General features: G+C 73.9%; 17 protein-coding genes. 7 read left to right on the forward strand and 10 right to left on the reverse strand.

All coding sequences use genetic code 11. The annotated features are described in order from the left end of the window. Nucleotides 1-39: 39 nt before the first annotated feature. Entirely contained in the window at nt 40-1683 is a 1644-nt protein-coding gene (locus tag ACFTZC_RS40490; protein WP_382898940.1) for an alpha/beta fold hydrolase, read from the reverse strand. Between the two features lie 126 nt (nt 1684-1809). On the opposite strand from ACFTZC_RS40490, the gene ACFTZC_RS40495 reads away from it, so the two are divergent. The 6 genes from ACFTZC_RS40495 to ACFTZC_RS40520 all read left to right on the forward strand — a co-directional run bounded on the left by ACFTZC_RS40495 (nt 1810) and on the right by ACFTZC_RS40520 (nt 10019). Continuing rightward, entirely contained in the window at nt 1810-2769 is a 960-nt protein-coding gene (locus tag ACFTZC_RS40495; protein ID WP_382898942.1) for a MerR family transcriptional regulator, read from the forward strand. A 412-nt stretch (nt 2770-3181) separates the two neighbouring features. Further along, entirely contained in the window at nt 3182-4738 is a 1557-nt protein-coding gene (locus tag ACFTZC_RS40500; RefSeq protein ID WP_382898944.1) for a hypothetical protein, read from the forward strand. Then, on the forward strand, nt 4738-6156 hold the full coding sequence (locus tag ACFTZC_RS40505) for a condensation domain-containing protein (RefSeq protein WP_382898969.1): 1419 nt from the start codon (nt 4738-4740) through the stop codon (nt 6154-6156). The genes ACFTZC_RS40500 and ACFTZC_RS40505 overlap by 1 nt, the downstream gene beginning before the upstream one ends. Before the next feature lie 4 nt (nt 6157-6160). Beyond that, entirely contained in the window at nt 6161-7615 is a 1455-nt protein-coding gene (locus ACFTZC_RS40510; RefSeq protein WP_382898946.1) for a hypothetical protein, read from the forward strand. Between the two features lie 105 nt (nt 7616-7720). Beyond that, the gene (locus ACFTZC_RS40515) at nt 7721-9322 is read left to right on the forward strand and encodes a DUF2079 domain-containing protein (protein ID WP_382898948.1); all 1602 of its coding nucleotides are present in this window, start codon (nt 7721-7723) and stop codon (nt 9320-9322) included. A gap of 58 nt (nt 9323-9380) precedes the next feature. Further along, entirely contained in the window at nt 9381-10019 is a 639-nt protein-coding gene (locus tag ACFTZC_RS40520; protein WP_382898950.1) for a histone deacetylase, read from the forward strand. Here ACFTZC_RS40520 and ACFTZC_RS40525 read toward each other — a convergent pair. From ACFTZC_RS40525 to ACFTZC_RS40560, 8 genes are all read right to left on the reverse strand, one after another. Next, nucleotides 10012-11340, reverse strand: a complete 1329-nt coding sequence (locus tag ACFTZC_RS40525; RefSeq protein WP_382898952.1) for a Gfo/Idh/MocA family protein — start codon at nt 11338-11340, stop codon at nt 10012-10014. The genes ACFTZC_RS40520 and ACFTZC_RS40525 overlap by 8 nt on opposite strands. A 24-nt stretch (nt 11341-11364) precedes the next feature. Continuing rightward, on the reverse strand, nt 11365-12318 hold the full coding sequence (locus ACFTZC_RS40530) for a ketose-bisphosphate aldolase (RefSeq protein WP_382898954.1): 954 nt from the start codon (nt 12316-12318) through the stop codon (nt 11365-11367). Between the two features lie 49 nt (nt 12319-12367). Then, nucleotides 12368-13684 (reverse strand): alpha-glucosidase/alpha-galactosidase, encoded by a 1317-nt coding sequence (locus tag ACFTZC_RS40535; protein ID WP_382898956.1) that lies wholly within the window; start codon nt 13682-13684, stop codon nt 12368-12370. Beyond that, nucleotides 13681-14739 (reverse strand): carbohydrate kinase family protein, encoded by a 1059-nt coding sequence (locus ACFTZC_RS40540; RefSeq protein ID WP_382898957.1) that lies wholly within the window; start codon nt 14737-14739, stop codon nt 13681-13683. Before ACFTZC_RS40540 ends, ACFTZC_RS40535 begins: the two co-directional genes overlap by 4 nt. Nucleotides 14740-14806: 67 nt before the next feature. Continuing rightward, entirely contained in the window at nt 14807-15664 is an 858-nt protein-coding gene (locus ACFTZC_RS40545; RefSeq protein ID WP_365810641.1) for a carbohydrate ABC transporter permease, read from the reverse strand. After that, a complete protein-coding gene (locus ACFTZC_RS40550) occupies nt 15661-16692 on the reverse strand; it encodes a carbohydrate ABC transporter permease (protein WP_382898959.1) in 1032 nt (343 codons plus the stop codon). The genes ACFTZC_RS40545 and ACFTZC_RS40550 overlap by 4 nt, the downstream gene beginning before the upstream one ends. A gap of 265 nt (nt 16693-16957) precedes the next feature. Then, nucleotides 16958-18286 carry an ABC transporter substrate-binding protein gene (locus ACFTZC_RS40555; protein WP_382898961.1) on the reverse strand — a complete coding sequence of 443 codons (1329 nt, stop codon included), beginning with the start codon at nt 18284-18286 and terminating at the stop codon, nt 16958-16960. A gap of 106 nt (nt 18287-18392) precedes the next feature. After that, nucleotides 18393-19214 carry an endo alpha-1,4 polygalactosaminidase gene (locus tag ACFTZC_RS40560; RefSeq protein ID WP_382898963.1) on the reverse strand — a complete coding sequence of 274 codons (822 nt, stop codon included), beginning with the start codon at nt 19212-19214 and terminating at the stop codon, nt 18393-18395. A 316-nt stretch (nt 19215-19530) separates the two neighbouring features. Here ACFTZC_RS40560 and ACFTZC_RS40565 point away from each other — a divergent pair, with 316 nt between their 5' ends. Next, nucleotides 19531-20499, forward strand: a complete 969-nt coding sequence (locus ACFTZC_RS40565; protein WP_382898965.1) for a triphosphoribosyl-dephospho-CoA synthase — start codon at nt 19531-19533, stop codon at nt 20497-20499. Here ACFTZC_RS40565 and ACFTZC_RS40570 read toward each other — a convergent pair. Continuing rightward, nucleotides 20438-21003: MASE1 domain-containing protein (locus ACFTZC_RS40570; protein ID WP_382898967.1), on the reverse strand; the 566-nt coding region annotated here is incomplete at its 5' end. The two genes, ACFTZC_RS40565 and ACFTZC_RS40570, sit on opposite strands and share 62 nt — an antisense overlap.

Below are 21003 nucleotides of genomic sequence, written 5' to 3' on the forward strand. Positions count from 1 at the left end.
CAGCAGTACGGCTCGGGTACGGGTGTCGGGCGGGCGCCTTTACGCGGACCGGTCCCCCGGGCTCGCCGCCAGCGCGGCCAGCACCGATCGCACCGCTCGTTCCACCGCGCGCCGCGCCTGCTCCGCCGCCTCGGTGTCGGTGCCGTGGTCGAAGGCGTCGAAGCCGTGGTGGGCCAGCGGCACGTCGATCACCTCCACCCTCGCTCCGCCGCCCTCGGCCGCGGTCAGGAACTCCTCGACCGTCGCCGCGATCTCCGGCCGCTCCCGGCCCACCCGGGTCAGCACGATCGGCAGCGACCCGGCGCCGGCGACCGTCGCCGCGGGGCGGAAGCGCGGTTCCACCAGGTTCCAGCCGGGGATCGGTGCGAGCACGGGGTACGTCGCCGCAACGCACCGGAGCCACGGCGGCGGCGCCGCGAGCCAGTCCGCCAGCAGGAGTCCGCCGCCGGAGAAGAACCACAGGGCGACGCGCTCCCCGTCGACGCGCGGATCGGCCCGTACGCGCTCGACCGCCGCGGCGATGTCCTCGGCGGCGCGGGCGTAGTCGGTCAGCCCGTGCAGGCGGTGATCGACGGTGACGCCGACGGCTCCCCGGCTCGCCACGTAGCGCCCGTAACCGCTGAAGAGCGGCCAGTCCCGGGGGGTGGGGCGGGTGTCGGCGGGGAGCGGGCCGCCGTGGACGAAGACGATCGCCGGGCTGGGCGGAGGGGCGGGGCGGGATGTGGACGTGGGCGGCTCGGGGAAGTAGGTGGTGGTGCGTTCCGTTTGTTCCACGCCGCCGGGTGACGCGGCTTGGTCCTTCGGTCCGTCCGGTCGATCGGGTGCGTTCGGGACGGTCCGTACGTCCAGGATGAACGGCCGCTGGTTCGAGGGGTTTTCGCGCTTCTCCGCCGTGACCCGGTGCCCCTCGTCCGCTGCCGCCCGCAGGAGTACGCCGGCCAGTTCGTCCGGGACCGAGAGCATCGGCCAGTGGCCGGTGTCCAGTTCGAAGAAGCCCACCCGTGGTTCGGCCAGCGCCAGGAAGCGTGGCTGTCCCGTCGCCACCAGCATCTCGACCAGCGCGATGCCCGAACCGTTGGCCGTGCAGAAGATGCCGGTCGTCGGCAGTGCGGCGAGCGCGTCCGCGTTCGGCAGCCGGAGCGGCTGGGTGAGCGTGCCCAGCGGCTGGGGCGCGGCGTGCCGGACCAGCCGGTCCAGCGCGGCGTCGGAGAGACCGGCCGTGCCGCCCCAGCGCTCGGGTTCGGCGGCGGACGGCGGGTCCGCCAGCCACTCGTGCCCGTCCGGTGACGCCCCCGCATCCCGGGCCGCCAAGCGGTCGCGGATCGCCTGGTCGGGGGCGAGCGCCAGCGCCGTGTCGCCGTCCTGGGGCAGGCCCGCGTCGAGGTGGACGATCCGGGCGACCCGCTCCGGGCGCCGGTCCGCGGCGCCGAGCGCCGGGTGGATGCCGTAGCAGTGGCCCACCAGGACCACGCCCTCCGGGGCGCGGACGGTGTCCAGCAGGTTCACCAGGTCCTGGATGTGCGTCTCCAGGTCCGTGTCCGGGCGCGCCAGGTGCCGGCGGTCGCCCATGCCGGTGAGCGTCGCCTCGTACACCTGGGCGCCTGCCGCACGCAGCCGGGCGCTCACCTCCTGCCATACCCAGCCACCGGTATGACCGCCCGACACCAGCACGAACGTGGTCATGGCCATCGCCCCCTCCGATTCCGATCACCTGGTCACCGATCGTGTACGCCGGTCTCGTACATCGATCTCGTACGCCGGTCTCGTACGCCGGTACCGTAGGAGCTCCCCCTGAGGGAGGTTCAAGCCGTGGATGACGGCACGTGGAGCATCGGGGAGTTGGCCCGGCGCGCGGGCGTCACCGTCAAGACCGTCCGCTTCTACTCCGACCGCGGGCTGCTGCCCGAGACCGCCCGCAGCTCCGGGGGCCACCGCCGGTACGGTCCCGAGGCGCTCGACCGGCTCCGGCTGATCCGCTCGCTGCGCGCCCTCGACGTGCCGGTCCCCGACGTGGGCCGGGTCCTCGGCGAGGAGGCCGCGCTGGAGGACGTCGTCGCCCGGCGGCTGCGGGAACTCGGCTCGCGGCTGGCCGCCCTGCGCTGGCAGGAGGCCGCGCTCCGGGCGCTCCGGGAGTGCGCCGCCGGGGAACGCGCCGAGCGGCTGCGTCTCATCGGCGCCGTGACCGCGCCGCCCAGCACCGCTCCGCTGGCGCGCTTCTGGCGCCGCGAGCTGCCCGCGCGGCTGCCGGCCAGGCTGCGCGCCTCGATCGTGGACGCGGTGGTTCCGCAGCCGCCCGCCGATCCGGCGCCCGACCAGGTCCTGGCCTTCGCCCGGCTGCACGCGCTCGTCTCCGGCGCCAGGCAGCCCGTCGACCACTGGCACTCCCCGGCAGGCCGGACCATGTGCGGCAGGACCGACGAAGAGGTGCGCCCCGCGGTGCTCTACGAAGGGCTCAGCGAGGCGTTCGACCTGGCCTCCGCGGAGCTGCGGGCCCGGCGCGCGCCGTACGGGGGCGACGCGCTCGACTGCTTCGTCGCCGCGCACGCCCGTACGTACCGCGCCCGGGACACCCCCGAATTCCGGCGGCGGCTCCGCGTACTGCTCACGGTGACCGCCGATCCCGTCCTCGACCGCTACTGGGAACTCAGCGGCGAACTGACCGACCCCCTCGAACCGACGCTCGGCGCCGCCCAGGAGTGGCTGCGCGCCGCCCTGGAAGCGGAGTCGGCCCACCGTGACGCGGCCGCCCCAGAGCCGTCCTCGACGTGATCCCGCGCCCCGCCGGCCCCGCGGGACGGGTGGCCCCGGCGGACCGTCCCCTCCTGCGCCCGGCGGGCACGAACTCCGCCGAATAGTGGATCCGGCAACGCACGTTACACAGACGTGAAAACGGTGTGCCCGTGGTGTGCCTTAATCGCCGACGACCCGCGAATGCCTGACATTTGACACGTTGCAGCGGCGGCTCGGATCTGCGTAGCATTCACCACCGACGGAATCCGCGCCACGATCCCGTCTCGCGCCGATGGCCACCGCTGTCCGCCGGACGCCGAGTGGCGGAAGACCTCCCCCGACGCGGAGTGGAATGAAACCCTGGTGGAATACCGGGGAAACAGGTCGTTCGCCACGCTCACCCCCCACATGCAAGAATTGAGCGCAGGGCAGGCACGTGAAATTCACGAGTATGGACGAGTTGAATGTGACGCCGGGACTCCTGACCGTCTGGCGGGCCGTGCCGCGAGGTGTGGAGCAGGGAGCGCCGCAGGGCGTGGAGGGCGCCGGGTGGGTGGCCGATGACCGGGCCGCCTCGTATGTGCAGGAGGCGCATATCGCCGGGGCGTTGGCGGGCGGGCGCGGCGCGGAACGGGATCCTGCCTGGCTGGCCACTGCTTTTGAGCTGCCCGGAGAGGCAGGGGCGGAGGGCGCAGGGGCAGAGGGCGGGGGAAGGTTGCTGGAGGGGGTGCTGCTCGCGTGGATCGATCGGCACGAGTCGCTGCGCAGCCGGCTGGTGCCGGAGGAGACGTCACGCGGCGGGCTGCGGCGCGACACCCTGCCCGTCGGGGGTGTGGCGCTGCGGCCCACCGCCGAGGGGAATTTCGCGTGCGGGAAGTCGCTCGCCTCCCGTATTGAGGAGGTGTTCGACGCGGAGACCGATCCGCTCGCCTGGCCGTCCTTCGTTTTCGCGACGGTCGAACACGCCGATGGCCACACGCTGTATCTCGGATTCGACCACTCAAATGTGGACGGGTATTCCATCCTGCTCATTGCCCATGAAATACATGAGCTGTACGCAGCGGTCCCCTCCGGAACCCGGGCCGCGCTGACCGAAGTCGGAAGTTATCTGGACTTCGCCGACACCGAACGTGAATACGCGGCGCTCGTGCACACCGAGCACGCGGCCGTCGTACGGTGGCGGGAATTCCTTGGCTCCGGGGGCGGCGGGCTTCCCGAATTTCCGGTGAGGGGACGGGGTGAGCGGGGTGGTGGCCTGGGTGACCCGAGTGGCTCGGGCGGTTCCGGGCGGGAGCAGATCGGTGGGTGCGAGCGGCTGCTCGACGCCGACGCGGCCCATGCCTTCCAGCGCGCCTGCCGCCCCCACGGCGGCAACTTCCTCACCGGTGTCCTCACCTGTCTCGCCCTCGCGGCCCGTGAAGAGGAACAGGGGGAGGGGGACTTGGGGTGGGACTCCGGTGAGTTCCGCGCGCTCACGCCGTTCCACACGCGCGGCGACGCCCGGTGGGCACACTCCGTCGGCTGGTACGTCGGGCTGGCCCCGCTCCGCTTCGCCGTGCGCCGCGGCGACTCCTTCGCCGACATCCTCACCGCCGCGTCCGGCGCGCTCGACGGGGCCGGGGAGATGGCGGCGATCCCGTTCCCCCGGGTCTCCGAGCTGCTCGGGAGGCGGCTGGAGCCGCGGTTCGTCGTGTCGTACATGGACATGCGCAGGACGCCCGGCGCCCGCCGGTGGGGCGAATGGAAGGCGGCGGCGCTGCGCAGCCGCCGCGTCCATCCCGACGAGGTCTACCTCTGGGTCAACCGCTCGTACGACGGCGTCCACCTGAGCTTCCGCCACCCCGCCACCGAACCCGCCCGGCACGCCGTCTCCCGCCTCGTCGCCGGGACCGGGCGGCTGATGCGGCGCATCTCCGCCGAGGGCGTGCCCGGCACGGCGGTCCATGTCAAGAACGTACTCCCGCGGGACCTCGTGCCCGCCCGGCAGCAGGAGCCCGCCCCGTGTTGATGACCCCCATCGCCGAACTCACGCCCGCGCCCGGTGAGTTGGTGAGCTTCCAGGTGCCCGCGTCCGCCTCGGTCACCTCCTCCGTCTCACCGGTGCCGCCCTCGTACGTCCAGGAGAACCACGTACGGCGGCTGCTCGCCCACCGCGCGGCGGGCCGGGCCCAGTCCACGTGGGTCGGGATCATGTACGACGTGCCGGGGCGGCTGGACACCGGCGCCATGGCCGCGGCGCTGCGCGCGTGGGTGCTGCGCCACCCGACCCTGCTGAGCTGGTTCTCCGTCCAGGACGGCGGAGGCATTCTGCGGCATGTCGTCGATCCCGCGGGGGTGTCGGTCGAGGCCGCGTCCGCCGGCGCGTACGACTCCCCCGCCGCCATCCGGGACTGGCTGCTGGAGCTCTTCGACACCGGTACGGACCCGCTCGACTGGCCGCCCTTCGTGGTCGGTTCGGTGGTACGGGACGATGTCTCGACCGTCTACTACGCCGTCGACCACTGCCACAGCGACGGCCTCTCCGCGCTCCTCGTCTTCAGCGAACTGCGCGCGCTGTACGAGGCGGCCGTGGCCGGGACGGTCGCGGAGCTTCCCCCGGCCGGCAGCTACGTCGACTTCTGCGCCCTGGAGCGGGAGCGGTCCGCGCTGCTGACGGCCGGTTCGCCCGAGGTGCGGCGCTGGCTGGACTTCTTCCGCGCCGGGCCGCCGCCCACCTTCCCGCTGGACCTGGGCACCGAGCCGGGCGCGGCCTACCCCAAGCTCTCGCTCTCCCTGGACCTGCTCGACGCCGCGGAGACGGACGCCTTCGCCAAGGTCTGCCGGACCCACGGCGCCGGGTTCTCCGCCGGGGTGCTCGCCGCGCTCGGCATCAGCGGGTACGAGCTGGGCGGCCACGACACGTACCGCGCGCTCTCCGTCGTCCACACCCGGGACGAGCCGCGCTGGCTGCTCTCCCAGGGGTGGTTCATCAATCTCGTCCCCGTCGAGTTCCCGGTCCTCCCGAGCGCCCCGGACGCGGCGGACGGCGGGCTCGCCGAGGTGCTGGCCGGCGCGCGGACCGCCTTCGCGCGGGCGCGCGAGCTGGCCGGGGTCTCCCCGGTACGGGTCGCCGAGCTGGTCCCGGGGCTGGCGGTACAGCCGGGCGCCGGGGCCGTGCTGCCCATGGTGTCGTACGTCGACCTGCGCCACGCACCCGGTTCGCAGGACTGGGCGGAGGCGAACTGCCACGGCCTCGCCGGGCCCGGGACCAGCACGGACGTGCCGATCTGGGTGAACCGCCTCTGGGACCGTACGTACGTCAAGGTCACCTACCCGGACACCGCGGCCGCCCGCGCGAACGTGCCGCGCTTCCTGGAGCGGCTGCGGGACGTGCTGCGTGAGATCGCCCGGAGCGGTGAGTACCGGGTGCGGGCCACGGGGGACTGACTCCGTGCGCGTCACGACGATGGACCGGTACGAACCCCCGCCCGGCCGGGCGGTCGAGTTCGTGCCGTCCCCCGCCGCCCTCCACGCGGCGGCCGGCTCCCCCGCCGTCCCGGTACCGCCCTCCGTCAACCAGCGGTTCCATCTCGCCACCGCGGAGCACACCCCGGCCGGCGCGGGGCACTGGCTCGCCTGCGCCTTCGACCTGCCGCCCGGGCCCGTCGATCTCGACGCGCTGCGCGCCGCGTTCGAGGCGTGGGGGCGGCGGCACGAGACGCTGCGCAGCGGCTTCCGGGGGAAGGGCACGGAGCCGGAGCGGTACGTCGTGGCGGCTTCCGCGTACGAACTGGTCGCGCGGGACGCCGGAACGTACCCGAGCGGCGGGGCCGTACGGGAGTGGCTGACCCGGCGGCTCGGCGCCACCTGCCGGCCGCTGAGCTGGCCCTCGTACCTCTTCGCCGTGGTGGTGCGCCCCGGCGGCGGGACCGTGTTCTGCGGGTTCGACCACTGCAACGCCGACGCCTACTCGCTGGCCGTCGCGGTGCGGGAGATCCGGGAGGGTTATGCCGAGGCCGAGGCCGAGGCCGCGGGTGCGGGCGCGGGTGCGGGCGCGGGTGCCGGTGCCCTTACTGGTGCCATCAGTACCGGTCTCGGCTCTCCGCCCGCTACCGGCAGCTTCGTCGACTACTGCGCCGAGGAGGCCGAGCAGGCGTCGGCGGCGCGGTCGGTGGACGCCGGGGATCCGCGGGTGCGCGGGTGGGCGGAGTTCTTCGCCGGCTGCGGCGGGACCACGCCCGCCTTCCCGCTCCCCCTCGGCGTACCGCCCGGCGTGCGGGCCCCGCAGGGCACCGACACCCGGCCCCTGCTCGGCGCGGGCGCGGCGGACGCGTTCGAGGCGCGCTGCCGGGCCGCCGGGGGCAGCGGCTTCACCGGTGTGCTCACCGCCGTCGCCCTGGCCGCGCGCCGGCTCGGCGGCGGCGACGTCCTGCGGCTGTGCACACCGCTGCACACCCGGTACGAGGCGCGGTGGACGCACGCGGTCGGCTGGTTCACGACGGTCGCCCCGCTCACCCTGGACCTCACCGGCGTACGCGGGATCGAGGACGGCGTACCCGCCGCGCGGGACGCCTTCCGGGCGGCACGGACGCTGGCCGAGGTGCCGTTCGCGCAGGTTCTGCCGGTGCTGGGCGGGGCGGGCGGGGCCTTCCGGCGGACGCGGGACGACGTGTTCATGGTGTCGTACATCGACTACCGGCGGCTGCCCGGCTCGGAGCACCACCGGGCGGCGAATGCCCACCACATCAGCAGCGTCACCACCGCCGACGACGCGCAGTTCTGGTTCTCCCGTACGCACGAGGGGCTCTTCCTGCGCTCACGCTTCCCCGCGGTCCCGGCCGCCGGAACGGTGGTCGGCGGGTTCGCCGACGCCGTCGGTCGGACGCTGGCCGGGCACCCGTCCTGATGTGCCTGGTGGTTCTTTTCGTCGTTCTTTTCGTCATACGGTGTCAACCGGACCGCCTTCCCGAGGCGTATACCTCCTGAGATCCGTTCACGTCCGGGGAGCCGCATGACCGTCGAGACCGTCGAGGAGTTCCGCGAGGCGCTCGCGCGGGCCTGGAACCGACGTGTGCGGCGGGTCCAGGACACCGGGCCCGGACCCGCGACCGCGTCCCCGGACGAGACGGATGTGACGGACGAGACGGTCGTGACGGACGGGGCCGACACGGCCGACCGGACACGGCATCCCCCCATACCCGGGCCGGCCCCGCGCCGGCCCCTGCGTGACCGGGTGCGCCCCCTCCTGCGCGACCCGGCCTCCCTGGCCCCGTACGCCCTCGCCCTCGCCCTGTTCGGCGCGTACGCCACCCTCGCCGTCTGCCGCTACCGCAACATGGCGACCGCCTCCTGGGACCTGGGGATCTTCGAGCAGGCCGTACGGTCCTACGCCTCGCTGCGGACGCCCGTCGCCGACCTCAAGGGCCCCGGCACGAACATCCTCGGCGACCACTTCAGCCCGGTGACCGCGCTCCTCGCGCCCGCCTACCGGCTCTTCCCGACGCCCGTCACCCTGCTGATCGCCCAGGCCGCGCTGTTCGCGCTCTCCGCCGTCCCCGTCACCCGCGCCGCCGGGCGGCTCCTCGGCCGCCGCGCCGGGCTCGCGCTCGGCACCGCGTACGGCATGTCCTGGGGCCTCCAGCGCGCGATCGCCGTCGACTTCCACGAGATCGCCTTCGCCGTCCCGCTGATCGCCTTCTCCCTCGAAGCCCTGCTGGCGCACCGCTGGCGGGCCGCCCTGTGGTGGGCCGTCCCGCTGGTGCTGGTCAAGGAGGACCTGGGGCTGACCGCCGCCGCCCTGGCGCTGCTGGTGGCGGTACGGGCCCGGCGTACGCCCGCGGCGCGACGGACCGTCACGCTCGCCCTCGGCGTCGCGGCGCTGACGACGCTCGCCGCGTACCTCACCTTCACCGTCGTCATCCCGGCCTTCAACGCGTCCGACACGTACGACTACTGGGCCAAGCTGGACGGCGGGAGCGGTCCGCTCGACGGCGCCGACGTCAAGTTCCGTACGCTCCTGTGGCTGCTGCTGCCGACCACCGGCCTCCTCGCGCTCCGCTCCCCGCTGCTGCTCGCCGCCCTGCCCACCCTCGGCTGGCGCTTCCTCTCGGCGGAGGAGCACTACTGGGGCACCGCCTGGCACTACAGCGCCGTCCTGATGCCGGTCATGGCCCTGGCGCTCGCCGACGCGTGCGCGGGCGTGCGCCGCGCCCCGCGCGCCCGCCCGTGGGTGCGCTCGTACGCCTACCACCTCCCCGTGGCGAGCGCCGCCGCCGCGCTCGCCCTGACGCCGTCGCTGCCGCTCTCGGCGCTGACCGAAGCCGCCGCGTACCGCGTGCCCGACCAGGTCAGGGAGGCGGAGGCGCTGCTGGAGCGGATCCCCGACGGCGCGACCGTCGAGGCCAACATCGCCCCGATCAGCCGGCTCACCTCCCGCTGCCGGGTCTTCTGGGTGGGCGGCACGCGGGGCGTCACCCCCGAGTACATCGCGCTCGACAACCGGGGCGGCCGGGTGACCGACCCGCCCGCGTACGCGAGGAACCTCCACCCGAAGGCGGCGTACCGGGTGGCCGGCAGGGCGGGCGGCTTCCTGCTGCTGGAGCTACGGTCTTGACGGCGGCGGGCGGGAGCGGCCGAGGCCGGATGAAACGGACGGGGCTGGAGTGGAGTGGATGGCTGAGCAGGCGTCGGAACCGCGCCGGGTCTGGTACACCTCGTACGGTTCCAACACGCACCTCGGCCGCCTGGCCCACTACATCGGCGGCGGCCGTCCGCCCGGCGCCGCGCGTGCCCACCCCGGGTGCCGGGACCGGCGTCCGCCGGCCGTCTCCGTGCCGGTCGAGCTGACGGGCGCGCTGTACTTCGCCACCGAGTCGCTCCTGTGGGGCGGCGGCCGTGCCTTCTACGACCCGGACGCGCCCGGCCGGGTCCTCGCCCGCGCGCATCTCGTCACCGTGGGGCAGTTCTCGGACATCGCCGCCCAGGAGATGTACCGGGAGCCGGGCACCGACCTCGACCTGTCGCGGGTGCTGGCCACCGGCCGGCAGAGCCTCGGGGACGGGCGGTACGAGACGCTGGTCCGCCCGGGGACGCTCGACGGCCTGCCGCTCCTCACGTTCACCGCGCCCTGGCACCTGGACGACGTCCCGTGGAACCCGCCCTCCGCCGCCTACCTCGGCCATCTCCGCGCCGGCCTGCGGGAGACGGGCGCCTGGGACCCGGCCACGATCGCGGCCTACCTGGCGGCCTGCCCCGGCGCGGCCGGACACTGGAGCGCGGCGGAGGTGGCGGCGCTGGACGACGTCAGCTGAGCCCGCCGGCCCTGTCGGCTCTGTCGGCCTCACCTTGCCTGACACGGACCACCCGGCCCGTCGTTCTCGCCTCCTCCGCGGCCCACACCACCCGGTGCGTCGCCAGGCTCTCCTCGCCCGTGGACCGCAGCAGCGAGCGGTCCCCCGTGGCCACGGCCGTGAGGAACGCGTCGGTCAGCGCCTCGTCGCCGCCGCCATGACCGTCGTCCGCCGCGGTGTCCGTGCCGGTGAGGGGGTCGGCCACCGTGTCGGCCGCCGTATCGGTCACCGTCTCGGAGCCGTCGCGGAAGTCGACCACCCGGAGCCGGCGCCCGTCACCGTCCACGAAGCCGTGCGTGCCGAGGAGTTGGGTACGGCGCTGCGCCATCGGTGTGAAGGCGCTCATCGTGAACGAGCAGGTGGCCCCGGACGGGAACTCCATCGCCACCACCTGGTGGTCGACCACGTCGTTGTCGCACGCGTACACGCACCGCCCGTACGGACCGGTCCGCAGCGCGTCCAGCACGCCCCGCTCGGTGTGGTCGGCGGTGACCGCCGACAGCGGCCAGAACTCGTCGTCCGGGTCGCCGAGACAGCCGAGGTAGAGCCGCTTCGCCGAGTACGGGCAGCCGGGCTCCAGCGGGCAGTCGAGGCAGCGCGCGGTGGCGCCGGGCGGGGTGTCCTCGGTACGGAAGTGGGTCAGGCTCCCGAAGGAGCTGACCCGGTCCGGGAGTTCGCCGAGGACATGGACCAGCCAGTCGATGTCGTGGCAGGACTTGGTGAGCAGCATGGGCGCCGAGGTGTCCTGGCGGCGCCAGTTGCCCCGTACGAAGGAGTGCGCGTGGTGCCACCAGCCGACGGGTTCGAGGTGCTGGACGCTGACCGGCCGCCCGATGCGCCCGCTGTCCAGCAGGTCCTTGAGGGTCCGGGTGTACGGGGTGTGCCGCAGGACGTGGCAGACGGCCAGCATGACCCCGGCGCGGCGGGCCGCCTCCGTGATGGCGGCCGCCTCGGGCTCGGTCGTCGCCATCGGCTTTTCGAGGAGCAGGTGGTGACCGAGCCCGGCCAGCGCCACGGCGGGGCCGGTGTGCTCCCGGTCCTGCGTGGCGATGACGGCGGCGTCGGCCGACCGCCCCGCCGCCGCGAGTTCGCGCCACCCGGGGAACACCCGCTCCTCGGGTACGGCGAACTCGGCGGCGGCCGCGGCGCGTCGGCGCGGGTCGGGCTCGGCGAGCGCGACGACCGTGCCGGCTCCTCCGGCGACGGCGTGGCGTGCGTAGGTCAGCCCGCGCAGACCGGCGCCGACGAGCGCCAGCCGGACCGGGGGTGTCGTTCCGGGCATCCCGCTCTCCCTCCGTGGGTGACGTCAGCTCGCCGCGGGCTTCGGCTCGGGCTCCGGATCGGGCTCGGCCTCCGGCTCACGTTCCTGTTCCCGGTCCGGTTCCGGTTCTTCCGCCAGCAGCCGCAGCAGCCGGGCCACTTCCCCGGCCATCGCGTCCCGCCCCGGGCCCAGATAGCGGCGCGGGTCCACGGTCCCGGGGCGGGCGGCGAGCCGGTCGCGTACCTCCGCCGTGAAGACGCCGTTGAGGTGCGTCGAGATGTTGACCTTGCGCATCCCGGCGCGCACCGCCGCCACCAGCGTCCGGTCGTCCACCCCCGACGAGCCGTGCAGCACCAGCGGCACCGGCACCGCCGCGTGGAGCTCGGCGATGAGGGCGAGGTCGAGCGCGGCCGTGCGCCGGGTCATCCGGTGCGCGGTACCGACCGCGACGGCCAGCGCGTCCACGCCCGTGTCGGCCACGAAGCGGGCCGCCTCGGCCGGGTCGGTCCGTACGCCGGGCGTGTGGGCACTCTCCCCCGCGCTCTCCCCCGCGCTCTCCCCCGCGCCGTCCTCGGCCCGGTCCTTGCCGCCGACGGCGCCGAGTTCGGCCTCGACCCACACCCCGTGGTCATGGCACCGGCGGGTGATCTCGCGGGTGCGGGAGAGGTTCTCGCCCCAGGGCAGCAGGGAGCCGTCGTACATGACGGAGGTGAAGCCGAGCCGTACGGCCTCCTCGACCAGATCGGTGTCGGTGGCGTGGTCCAGGTGGAGCGCCACGGGGACACCGGCGTCCGCGATCGCCGCGTGCGCGGCGGCGGCGAGCGGGCCGAGGGCGCCCCGGTAGGCGACGGCGTTCTCGCTGATCTGGACGATGACGGGGAGGCCGGCCCGGGCCGCGCCCGCGAGGACGGCTTCGAGCTGTTCGAGGAGGACGACGTTGAACGCGCCGACACCGCGCGCGGTGCGGGCGACCAGCTCGCCGGTGGGGGTCAGAGGCATGGTTCCTGTTCCTGGCAGATCCTGGAAGGGGGCGGAAGGACGGGCCGCGTCAGAGCAGGCCGGTCGCCCGCAGCGACGGCTGGAGCAGATCGCCGTGGGCCAGCACCATGGCGTCGCACAGCTCCCAGATGCGTTCCACGGGCAGCGCGGCGGCGGTCGCCGGATCCGCCATGGCGGCCTGCCGTACCGAGCGCGGGTCGTCCTCCAGCGCGGCCCTGACCACCAGGTCGTTCATGCTCAGATAGCCGCGGTTGAGCGCGGCGCACTGGGCGGGCAGCGCGCCGATCCTGGTCGGCTGCACGCCCGACGCGTCGACCAGGCAGGGGACTTCGACGGTGCCGGTCGCGGGGAGGTTGTCGATCAGCCCGTGGTTGGGGACGTTGCCGTAGACGGTGCGCGGGGTGCCGGTGGTGATGCTGTGGATGACCTGGGGCGCGTACTCCATCGTGGCCTCGACGTCGAGCGGGGTCCCGGCGCCGAGCGCCTCGCGGGTCTTCTCGTACAGGGCGACGTTCTCGTCGACGATCCCGAGGTACGCGCCGACGGGCAGCCGCAGCCGCTCGATCTCGCTGTCGTGGTGCAGGTACCAGGGCACGTACTCGGCGGAGTGCTCGCTCGTCTCGGTCGGGTAGTAGCCGAGGCGCCGGTACATGTCGACGCGTACGCGGCGCCGCAACTGGGGCTCGGTGGCGATGAGTTCGTCGAGCCGGGGGTAGAGATCCGCGCCGTTGTGCTCGAACCGCAGCAGCCACGCCTGGTGGTTGACCCCGGCGGCGCGGTACGTGACCTCCTCGTACGGGACGTCCAGCAGGGCGGAGAGGTCACGCAGCGTCCAGTAGACGGAGTGGCACAGGCCCACGACACGGGTCAGCCCGGTGGCGGCGGTGAGGTACTGGACGTTCATCGCCATGGGGTTGGTGTAGTTGAGCAGCCAGGCGTCCGGGCACAGCTCCGCGATGTCCGCGCCGAGCGCCTTCAGTACGGGGAAGGTGCGCAGCGCGCGGAAGATGCCGCCGACGCCGAGGGTGTCGCCGATGGTCTGGCGCACGCCGTGGCGGGCGGGTACGTCGAAGTCGGTACGGGTCGACCCGCCCATGCCGACCTGGATGATGTTGATGACGAAGTCGGCGCCGGCCAGGGCCTCACGGCGGTCCGGGTGCGCCGTGACGGTGACGTACGGGGTGACCTCGGCGCGGTCGGCGATATGGCGGGCCGCGCCGTGGGCGGTCGCCAGCCGCTCCGGATCGATGTCGTGCAGGGCGATGTGGAGGTCGCGGAGGTCGGGAAAGGCGAAGAGGTCCGTCAGGAGCCCCTGGGTGAAGACGACGCTTCCGGCGCCGATGAAGGCGATCTTCGTGGTGGTCATGAGACGTTCTTTCCGTTGCGGTGACCGGTGCGGATGTCGTTGCGCGTGTCGGTGCGGGTGTCGTTGCGGGGGGATACCGAGGGAAGCGCGGCATCCGCCTCGTCCCGGGTCGGCTGGGCGGGCGTGCCGCCGTACGCCCGGGTGGACAGGGCCCCGCAGACGGCGGCGAGTTCGAGCGCGTCGACGGCGGAACGGCCCGCGAGCAGGCCGGCGACGAAGCCCGCGTCGAAGCTGTCGCCCGCGCCGACCGTGTCCAGCGGCTCGGCCGGGATGCCCCGCGTGCGGTGCGCGGTACGGCCGTCGTGCACCAGAGCGCCGTCCGCTCCGTCCTTGACGGCCACCAGCGGTACCCGCAGGGCGAGTTGGCGCGCCGCCTCCTCCAGGGGCGTGTCCTCGGGCAGTCCGGCCAGCGCGCGGGCCTCGCGGGCGTTGGGCAGCAGGAGATCCGTGACGGCGAGCACCGCGCCGAGCCCGCCGGAGCCGCCCGTGTCCCACTTCCCGGCCGGGTCGTCGTTGGTGTCCAGCGAAGTGGTGGCGCCCCGTTCGCGCGCCGTGCGGAAGAGCGCGGGCAGCGCCTCGGCCAGCCGTGGCAGCAGGAAGTACGAGGCCGCGTGCACATGGCGGCTGTCGCCGAGCAGCGCCTCGGGTACGTCGTCGGCGCGGGTCGCGGCGAGGGTGCCGGGCGCGGTGAGGATCGTACGGTCGCCGTCGCCGCGCGTCACCACGACCGTCAGCGGGGTGGACAGCGCGGGGTCGACCCGTACGGCACTGGTGTCGACACCCCGGGCGGCGAGCGCCGCCGTGACGAAGCGTCCCGCCTCGTCGTCCCCGACGCGCCCCGCGAAGGCGACCTTCAGCCCCAGCCGGGCGGCGCCCGCCGCCATGATCGCGGCGGAGCCGCCGAGGGTCAGCAGGCCGGTGTCGACGAGCTGTTCGCGCTGGCCGAAGGCGAGGGGCGCGTCGAGGGGCCCGAGGACGATGTCGGGGTTGGCGTCCCCGATGACCAGCAGATCGAAAGCGTGCGAGGCGTGCGAGGCGTCCGAGGCGTGCGGCATCCGGTTTCCCTGGGAGTCGGAGAGATGAGCGGAGAGGTGAGCGGGGTGATCCGGTCTCACAGCGGGCTCATCCCTTGAGCCCCGAAGACGTGATGGACTGGACGAACGACTTCTGGGCGAAGAGGAACGCGAGCAGCACCGGCAGCACGGTGATCACGTTGCCCGCCATGACCGCCGACCACTGCGTGTGGTGCAGCCCCTGGAAGGTCGTCAGCCCGAGCTGCAGCGTGTACTGCGTGTCGTGGTTGATGGCGATCAGCGGCCAGGTCAGGTCGTTCCAGGTGGTGAGGAAGGTCAGCACCGCCACCGTGCTCAGCGCGGGCCGCGACATCGGCAGCACGATGAGGAACAGCACGCGCAGCCGGGAACAGCCGTCCATCCAGGCGGCCTCCTCCAGTTCCCTGGGCAGCGACAGGAAGAACTGCCGCAGCAGGAAGACCGCGAACGGCGTGACCAGCGACGGCACGATCAGCGCGCCGAGGGTGTCGATCAGCCCGAGTCGCTTCATGACCAGGAAGGTGGGGATCATCGTGAGCTGGAACGGGATCGCCATCGTCGCCAGCATCAGCCCCATCAGCAGCCGGGACCCGGCGAACCGCATCCGGGCGAACGCGTATCCGCCGAGCGCGCCGAAGACCAGGTTGGACGTGACCGCGACGGCCGAGACGATCAGCGAGTTGGCGAACCAGCGCGGGAACATCGCGTTGCCGAGGACGTAGCGGTAGCCGCCGAGGTCGATCCCCGAGGGCCACAGGGCGGGCGGGAAGCGGTTGATCTCGGCGTTGCTCATCACGGAGCTGAGCAGCAGCCAGACCAGCGGGACCGCGAAGACCAGCGCGAGCGGGGCGAGCAGCAGGTGCCAGGCGCTGAAGGGCAGCCACGTCCGGGCCCTGGGGCGCGACGCGGGTGGGGTGGTGACCGTCACTTGCCGGCTCCTTCCAGGGGGACCGGGCGTACGGAACGGCTCCGTACCAGCCGCAGCCCCACGGTGGCCACGCCGAGCGCCACCGCGAGCACATAGGCCGCCGCCGCGCCGTAACCGGCCGTGAAATTCTTGAAGGCCTGCTCCCAGATGAAGTAGACGATCACCGTGGTCGAGCCGAGCGGCCCGCCCTTGGTCGTCACGTACACCAGGTCGAAGACCTGAAGGGCGTTGATGGTCTGCCACACCAGCAGGAACACGCTCACCGGTGTCAGCGCGGGCAGCGTGACGTGCCGCAGCAGGTGCCACGGCCCGGCGCCGTCCAGCCGCGCCGCCTCGATCAGGGAGGGCTGGACGTCCTGGAGGGCGGCGAGGAGGACGACGACACAGAAGCCGGTGCCGCTCCAGAGCGAGATCGCCACCAGGACGAACAGGGCCTGTCCCGGGTCGGAGAGGAAGCCCTGCGGGGAGATGCCGAGCTGGTGCAGTACGGAGTTGGCGGCGCCGAACTCCGGGTCGAGGATGAAGGAGAACAGCACGCCCTGCGCGGTGGCCGAGATGACGAACGGCACGAAGATCAGGGTCCGGTAGAGCCCCACGAGCCGGATGCGCCGGTTCAGTACGAGGGCGAGCGCCAGCCCGAGGCCGATGGAGAGCGGCACGTACAGCGCCGTGTAGACCAGGGTGTTCCGTACGGCCTCGCCGAAGTGCGGATCCTGGCGCAGCGCACGGTAGTTGTCGAGGCCGACCCAGCGGCTGGGGGTGACCAGGTCGTCCGCCTGGAAGGAGAGCAGGAAGGACCAGAGGACGGGGACGACGCTCAGCCCGAGGATGATCAGGACGGCGGGCGTGATGAACGCCCAGGCGGTCGCGGACTCGCCGCGGCGCAGCGGCGACCGGCCCGTACGGAGCGGGCGCGCCCCGGCGGGGCCCGCGCGCCGGCCGCGACCGGGGTCGCGATCGGGGTCGGGGTCATGGTCGGGGGCGCGATCGGGGTCGGGGAGCGTGAGCGGGGCGGGCAGTCGCGGCATGGCGGTTCTCCTGAGCGCGGTGACACGGTGTACGTGATGTACGCGGCGTACGCGATGAACGCGGGTGCGCGCGGTGACCGCGGGCGAACGCGGTCTGCGCGGGTGTGCGCGGGTGAACGCGGTGTGCGCGGTGCACACGGTGTATGCCGTCCGCGCCGTCGCCGTGTACGCGGCGTACACCGCGCGCTCCGCGGTCCGGGCGGTCCGGCGCGCTCCGTGGTCCGGGCGGTCTACGCGGAGGGTGCTGTCCGCACACGGGGCACGGTCAACGCGGGATGAGGAGCGCGGCGTCGGCCTCCCGCGCGCACCGGCGCAGTGCCTCGGCCGGGCTGCTCCTGCCGAGGAGTACGGCGGAGATCGCCTGGCCGAGCGCCTGCGATATCTGCGGATACGCGGGGTGCGCCGGCCGGACGCGGGCGGAGTCCAGCGCCCGCGTGAACACCGAGAGCCCCTCGGTCTCCGCGTCCCGCGCCCGCCAGGCGGGCAGCGCCGCCGTCGGCCGGCTCAGCGGCAGGCTGCCCGCCTGGACGTCCCAGCGCACGTCCTGGGCGGGCCGCGTCAGCCAGGTCACGAAGGTACGCGCGGCCCGCACCCGTGCCGGGCCGTTGTCGAAGACCGTCCAGGTGTCGGGCCCTGCGATGGTCATCGGACGACGGCTGTAGCTGGGCAGTGGGACGACGTGGTACTCCATCTCCGCGTCCTGGATGTCGGGCAGTTGCCACGGCCCGGTGACGACCATGCCCATCCGTCCGGCGAGGAAGACCTGGTACATCTGCTCGCTGCCGGGCTTGGGGTCGACGTATACACTCCTCGCCCGCGCGAGCGTGTCCACCGTCTCCAGCGCCCGAACGCCCTCCTCGGCGAACCCGATCGACTTCCCGTCCGGGGCGATGACCTCACCGCCCAGGTCCCACACCATCGGCCACAGCCGCCACACCGTGTCCTCGTCGCCCACCCCCGGCCAGCCGGTGCCGAAGACGGAGCGCCGCCGGTCGGTGAGGCGGGCGGCCGTGTCGGTGAACTCCTGCCAGGTCCACCCGGGTCGGGGCAGCGGCAGCCCGGCCGCGCGGAAGAGCCTCTTGTTGCAGACGACGGCGAGCGAGTCGATCAGGGCGGGGGCCGCCCGTACCCGGCCGTTGACGGTGACGGCGTCCCGCGCGGGCTCCCAGAAGTCGTCCCACGGGACGGGTCCCGAGCGGAACGTGTCGGTCAGGTCGACCACCGACGGGCTGCGGGCCACGCTCGCGAGGTCCGAGCCGAAGACGTACACGATGTCGGGGAAGGAGCCGGACGCGAGCGCCGCGGTGATCTTCTGGAGCATCGCGTCGGAGAGGACGCCGCCACCGGCGTCGACGCGGATCCGGGGGTGGGTACGGTTGAACTCCCGGACCAGCGCCTCGATCGCGGTGCGCGCGTTGTCGGTCTGGCCGTGCCACAGTTCCACCGTGACCCGGCCGTCCGGGCCGACGCCGTCCGCCGCCCCCGCGCCGCACCCGGTCAGCGCGGCGGACGCGGCGGCGCCGAGCGCCAGTCCGGTGCCCCGGCGCAGGATCCCGCGGCGGGACGGACGCGGCGTACGAGGGTCCGCGGCCATGTGCACCTCCAAGGAGGCGTGCGGAACGCGCACGCCGTGCCGTATCGCCGAAGGCCCTGTTCACCACGGGCCGGAGCGCCGGAGCGCCGAACAGGAAGGTGGCGGGTCAGCAGGTCTGGCGGAGGTAGCCGCTGCTGCCGATCGGCGAGACGCCCATGTCACGGCGGACGATGGACAGCTTGTCCTTCCAGCCCTCGCAGGCGGTGGCGAGTCCCTTGGAGGTGTACTCGATGACGATGACGTTGTTGCCGAAGTGGTCGGTGAAGGAGTCGCACTCCTCCCACTCCCCGCACTCCTCCGCGATGGCGAAGTCGAGCCCGGTGGTGGAGCGGTACTCGGCGAGATCCGCGGTGTTCTTCTGCGCGATCGCCAGGCCCTTCGCGTGGGCGCGGGCGGAGAGCTTGGCGATGTACGCCATGGCGGCGTCGGTGCCGAACTTGCCCCGGCTCCGGTCGTAGCTGTCGTAGTTGTCCGGCTCGACCGCCTGGAAGCCCTTGCTCGCGCAGCCGTCGATCCAGCCGTTCACCTTGGCCGCGATCCGGGTCCGCTTGGCCTCCGTGCTCACGTCCAGGATGGCCTCGTCCCACTCCTCGTCGATGATGACGTTGCCCGCGGAGTCCCGCAGCAGGAGGTCCGCGTCCCAGTCGTCCAGCTCGTCGGGCTGCACCTGGAAGGCGTTGACGTAACAGATGTTGTACACGCCGGGGGCGGGCGACGCCCCACGGTCACGGCTGACCACGGTCACCCCGGCGGGCGGGGTGTACGCGCCACCGATCTGGTAGTCGAACCCGGCGTGGGCCGGGGGAAGGGTGACGGCCGCGGCCGCCGCACCCGCGGGGGAGGCGGCGAGGAGGGGGGCGACCAGCGCTGCCGTGAGGGCCGCGACCGCGGCGGAGATCCGGCGGGTACGGGAACGATCGATGCTCACTGTCGAGCTCCAGAATGTGTGTGGGGGGTACGTCCCCGCCTCGGGCCCTGGAGTGACCCTGGCGACTGTGTCCGGGCTTGCGGGGCCGTGGGGGCCCGGGCGCTCACCGGCTAGGCGTACCTCTGACGCGCGGGCCCAGCTCCGAGTGCTCGGCTCCGGCGTTTCGAGGAGTAAAGCGATCGAGCCTCCCCCGTGTCAACAGACCACAGGAGTACAACTGCGCCCCAGGGGCCCCGAGTCGGGTCCGCGAGGGCTCACAGGAGACTGACAGCGCCGGGCCAACTCCTCCCCAGGATCGGCTCCTAGGGTCCCGTACATGACAGCGAGACACGCGGACGACAAGGACGACAGGGGCGATACGAACGGCAGGGGCCATACGAGCGGCAGGGGCGACAAGGACAACCGGGGCAGCAGGGACGTCGAGGAGGACGAGGCGCTGGCACGCGTCGCGGCGCGCGCCCTGCTGGCGGAGGCGGAGCTGACCCCCAAGCCCGGTCTCCCCGACACCCGCGAGGCGGACTTCGGCGCCCTGCGCTGGTCGGCCGGGTCGCTGGTGCCCGGCCTCGCGGCGATGGCCGCGGCGGCCCGCCGGGCGCCGGACGGGCCGAGCCGCGGGCTACGGGCGGAGCTGGGCACCATCGGCCGCTCCACCGAGCGCTGCATGGCCCGCGCCAATGCCGGGGCGCCGCTGCACCACGGCGCGGTCTGGCCGCTGGGGCTGCTGGTGGCCGCCGCCGCGCTGGAACCGGCGAAGGCACCGGACGAACTGCCCGCCGTGGCCCGGCGGATCGTCACCTTCACCGACGGGGCCGCACCGCGCCGCGCCACCCCCGGCTCCGCGGTGGCCTCCCGCTACGGCGCGGCCGGCGCGCGGGGCGAGGCGCGGGCCGGATTCCCGCACGTACGGCGGGCGTTGGCGGCCCTGCGGGGCGCGCGGGACGCGGGGGCGCGGGAACCCCGGGCCCGGCTGGACGCCCTGCTCACGGTGATGTCCACCCTCCAGGACACCGGCCTGCTCCACACGGCGGGCCCGCACGGGCTGCGCCTGGTGCAGAACGGCGCCCGCGACATCCTCGACGCGGGCGGTACGGCCACCGCCACGGGCCGCGCCGCGCTGGACGCCCTCGACATCCGGCTGCGCGCGGCGGGGCTGCGCCCGAGGGGGAGCGCGCATCTGCTGGCCGCGGCGCTCTTCGTGGACGGGCTGTGGCGGCGCGGCGGCACTACTCCTCGGGGCGGGTCCCGGTCCCCCGGTCACCGGCGCCCCGGTCCGCGGGCGGGGTGAGGCGGCCGACCACCTCCGCCAGCTCCATGCAGGCCTGCTCCACCTTCCGCCGGATGTTCCGCTGCTCGGTGACGATCGCCGCCAGGAGCAGCCCGGTCAGCGCGACCGAGCCGTTCAGGGCCTGGATGCTGATCATCGTCTCCGTGAGATCGTGGTGAGTGAACGGGCCGACGTGGTCGGTCGCCGCCCAGATCACCACGACGGAGACCAGCAGGGCGCACGGCGCGCTGCCCGCCAGCTGGAAGCGCAGGGCCGCCCAGATCAGCAGCGGGAAGACGAGGAAGAGCAGGCACAGCGGGCTCCTGGCGGCCACCGGGGTGACGACGACCGCCGTCACCAGCAGCGCCGCCGCCTCCACCCACCGCCGCCGGTGCCCCGGTCCGTGCCCCGCCCCCGGCGCTGTCCCCGGCCCTGTCCCAGAGGCCGTCCCCTCCGCGGCTCCTTCCCCCCGTCGCTGGGAGCGCCCCGCGGCCCGCCGCGGCGGCCGCGGGGGGGGGGGCCGCC

The organism is Streptomyces sp. NPDC056987 (assembly GCF_042673865.1).
Taxonomy (GTDB): Bacteria; Actinomycetota; Actinomycetes; order Streptomycetales; family Streptomycetaceae; genus Streptomyces.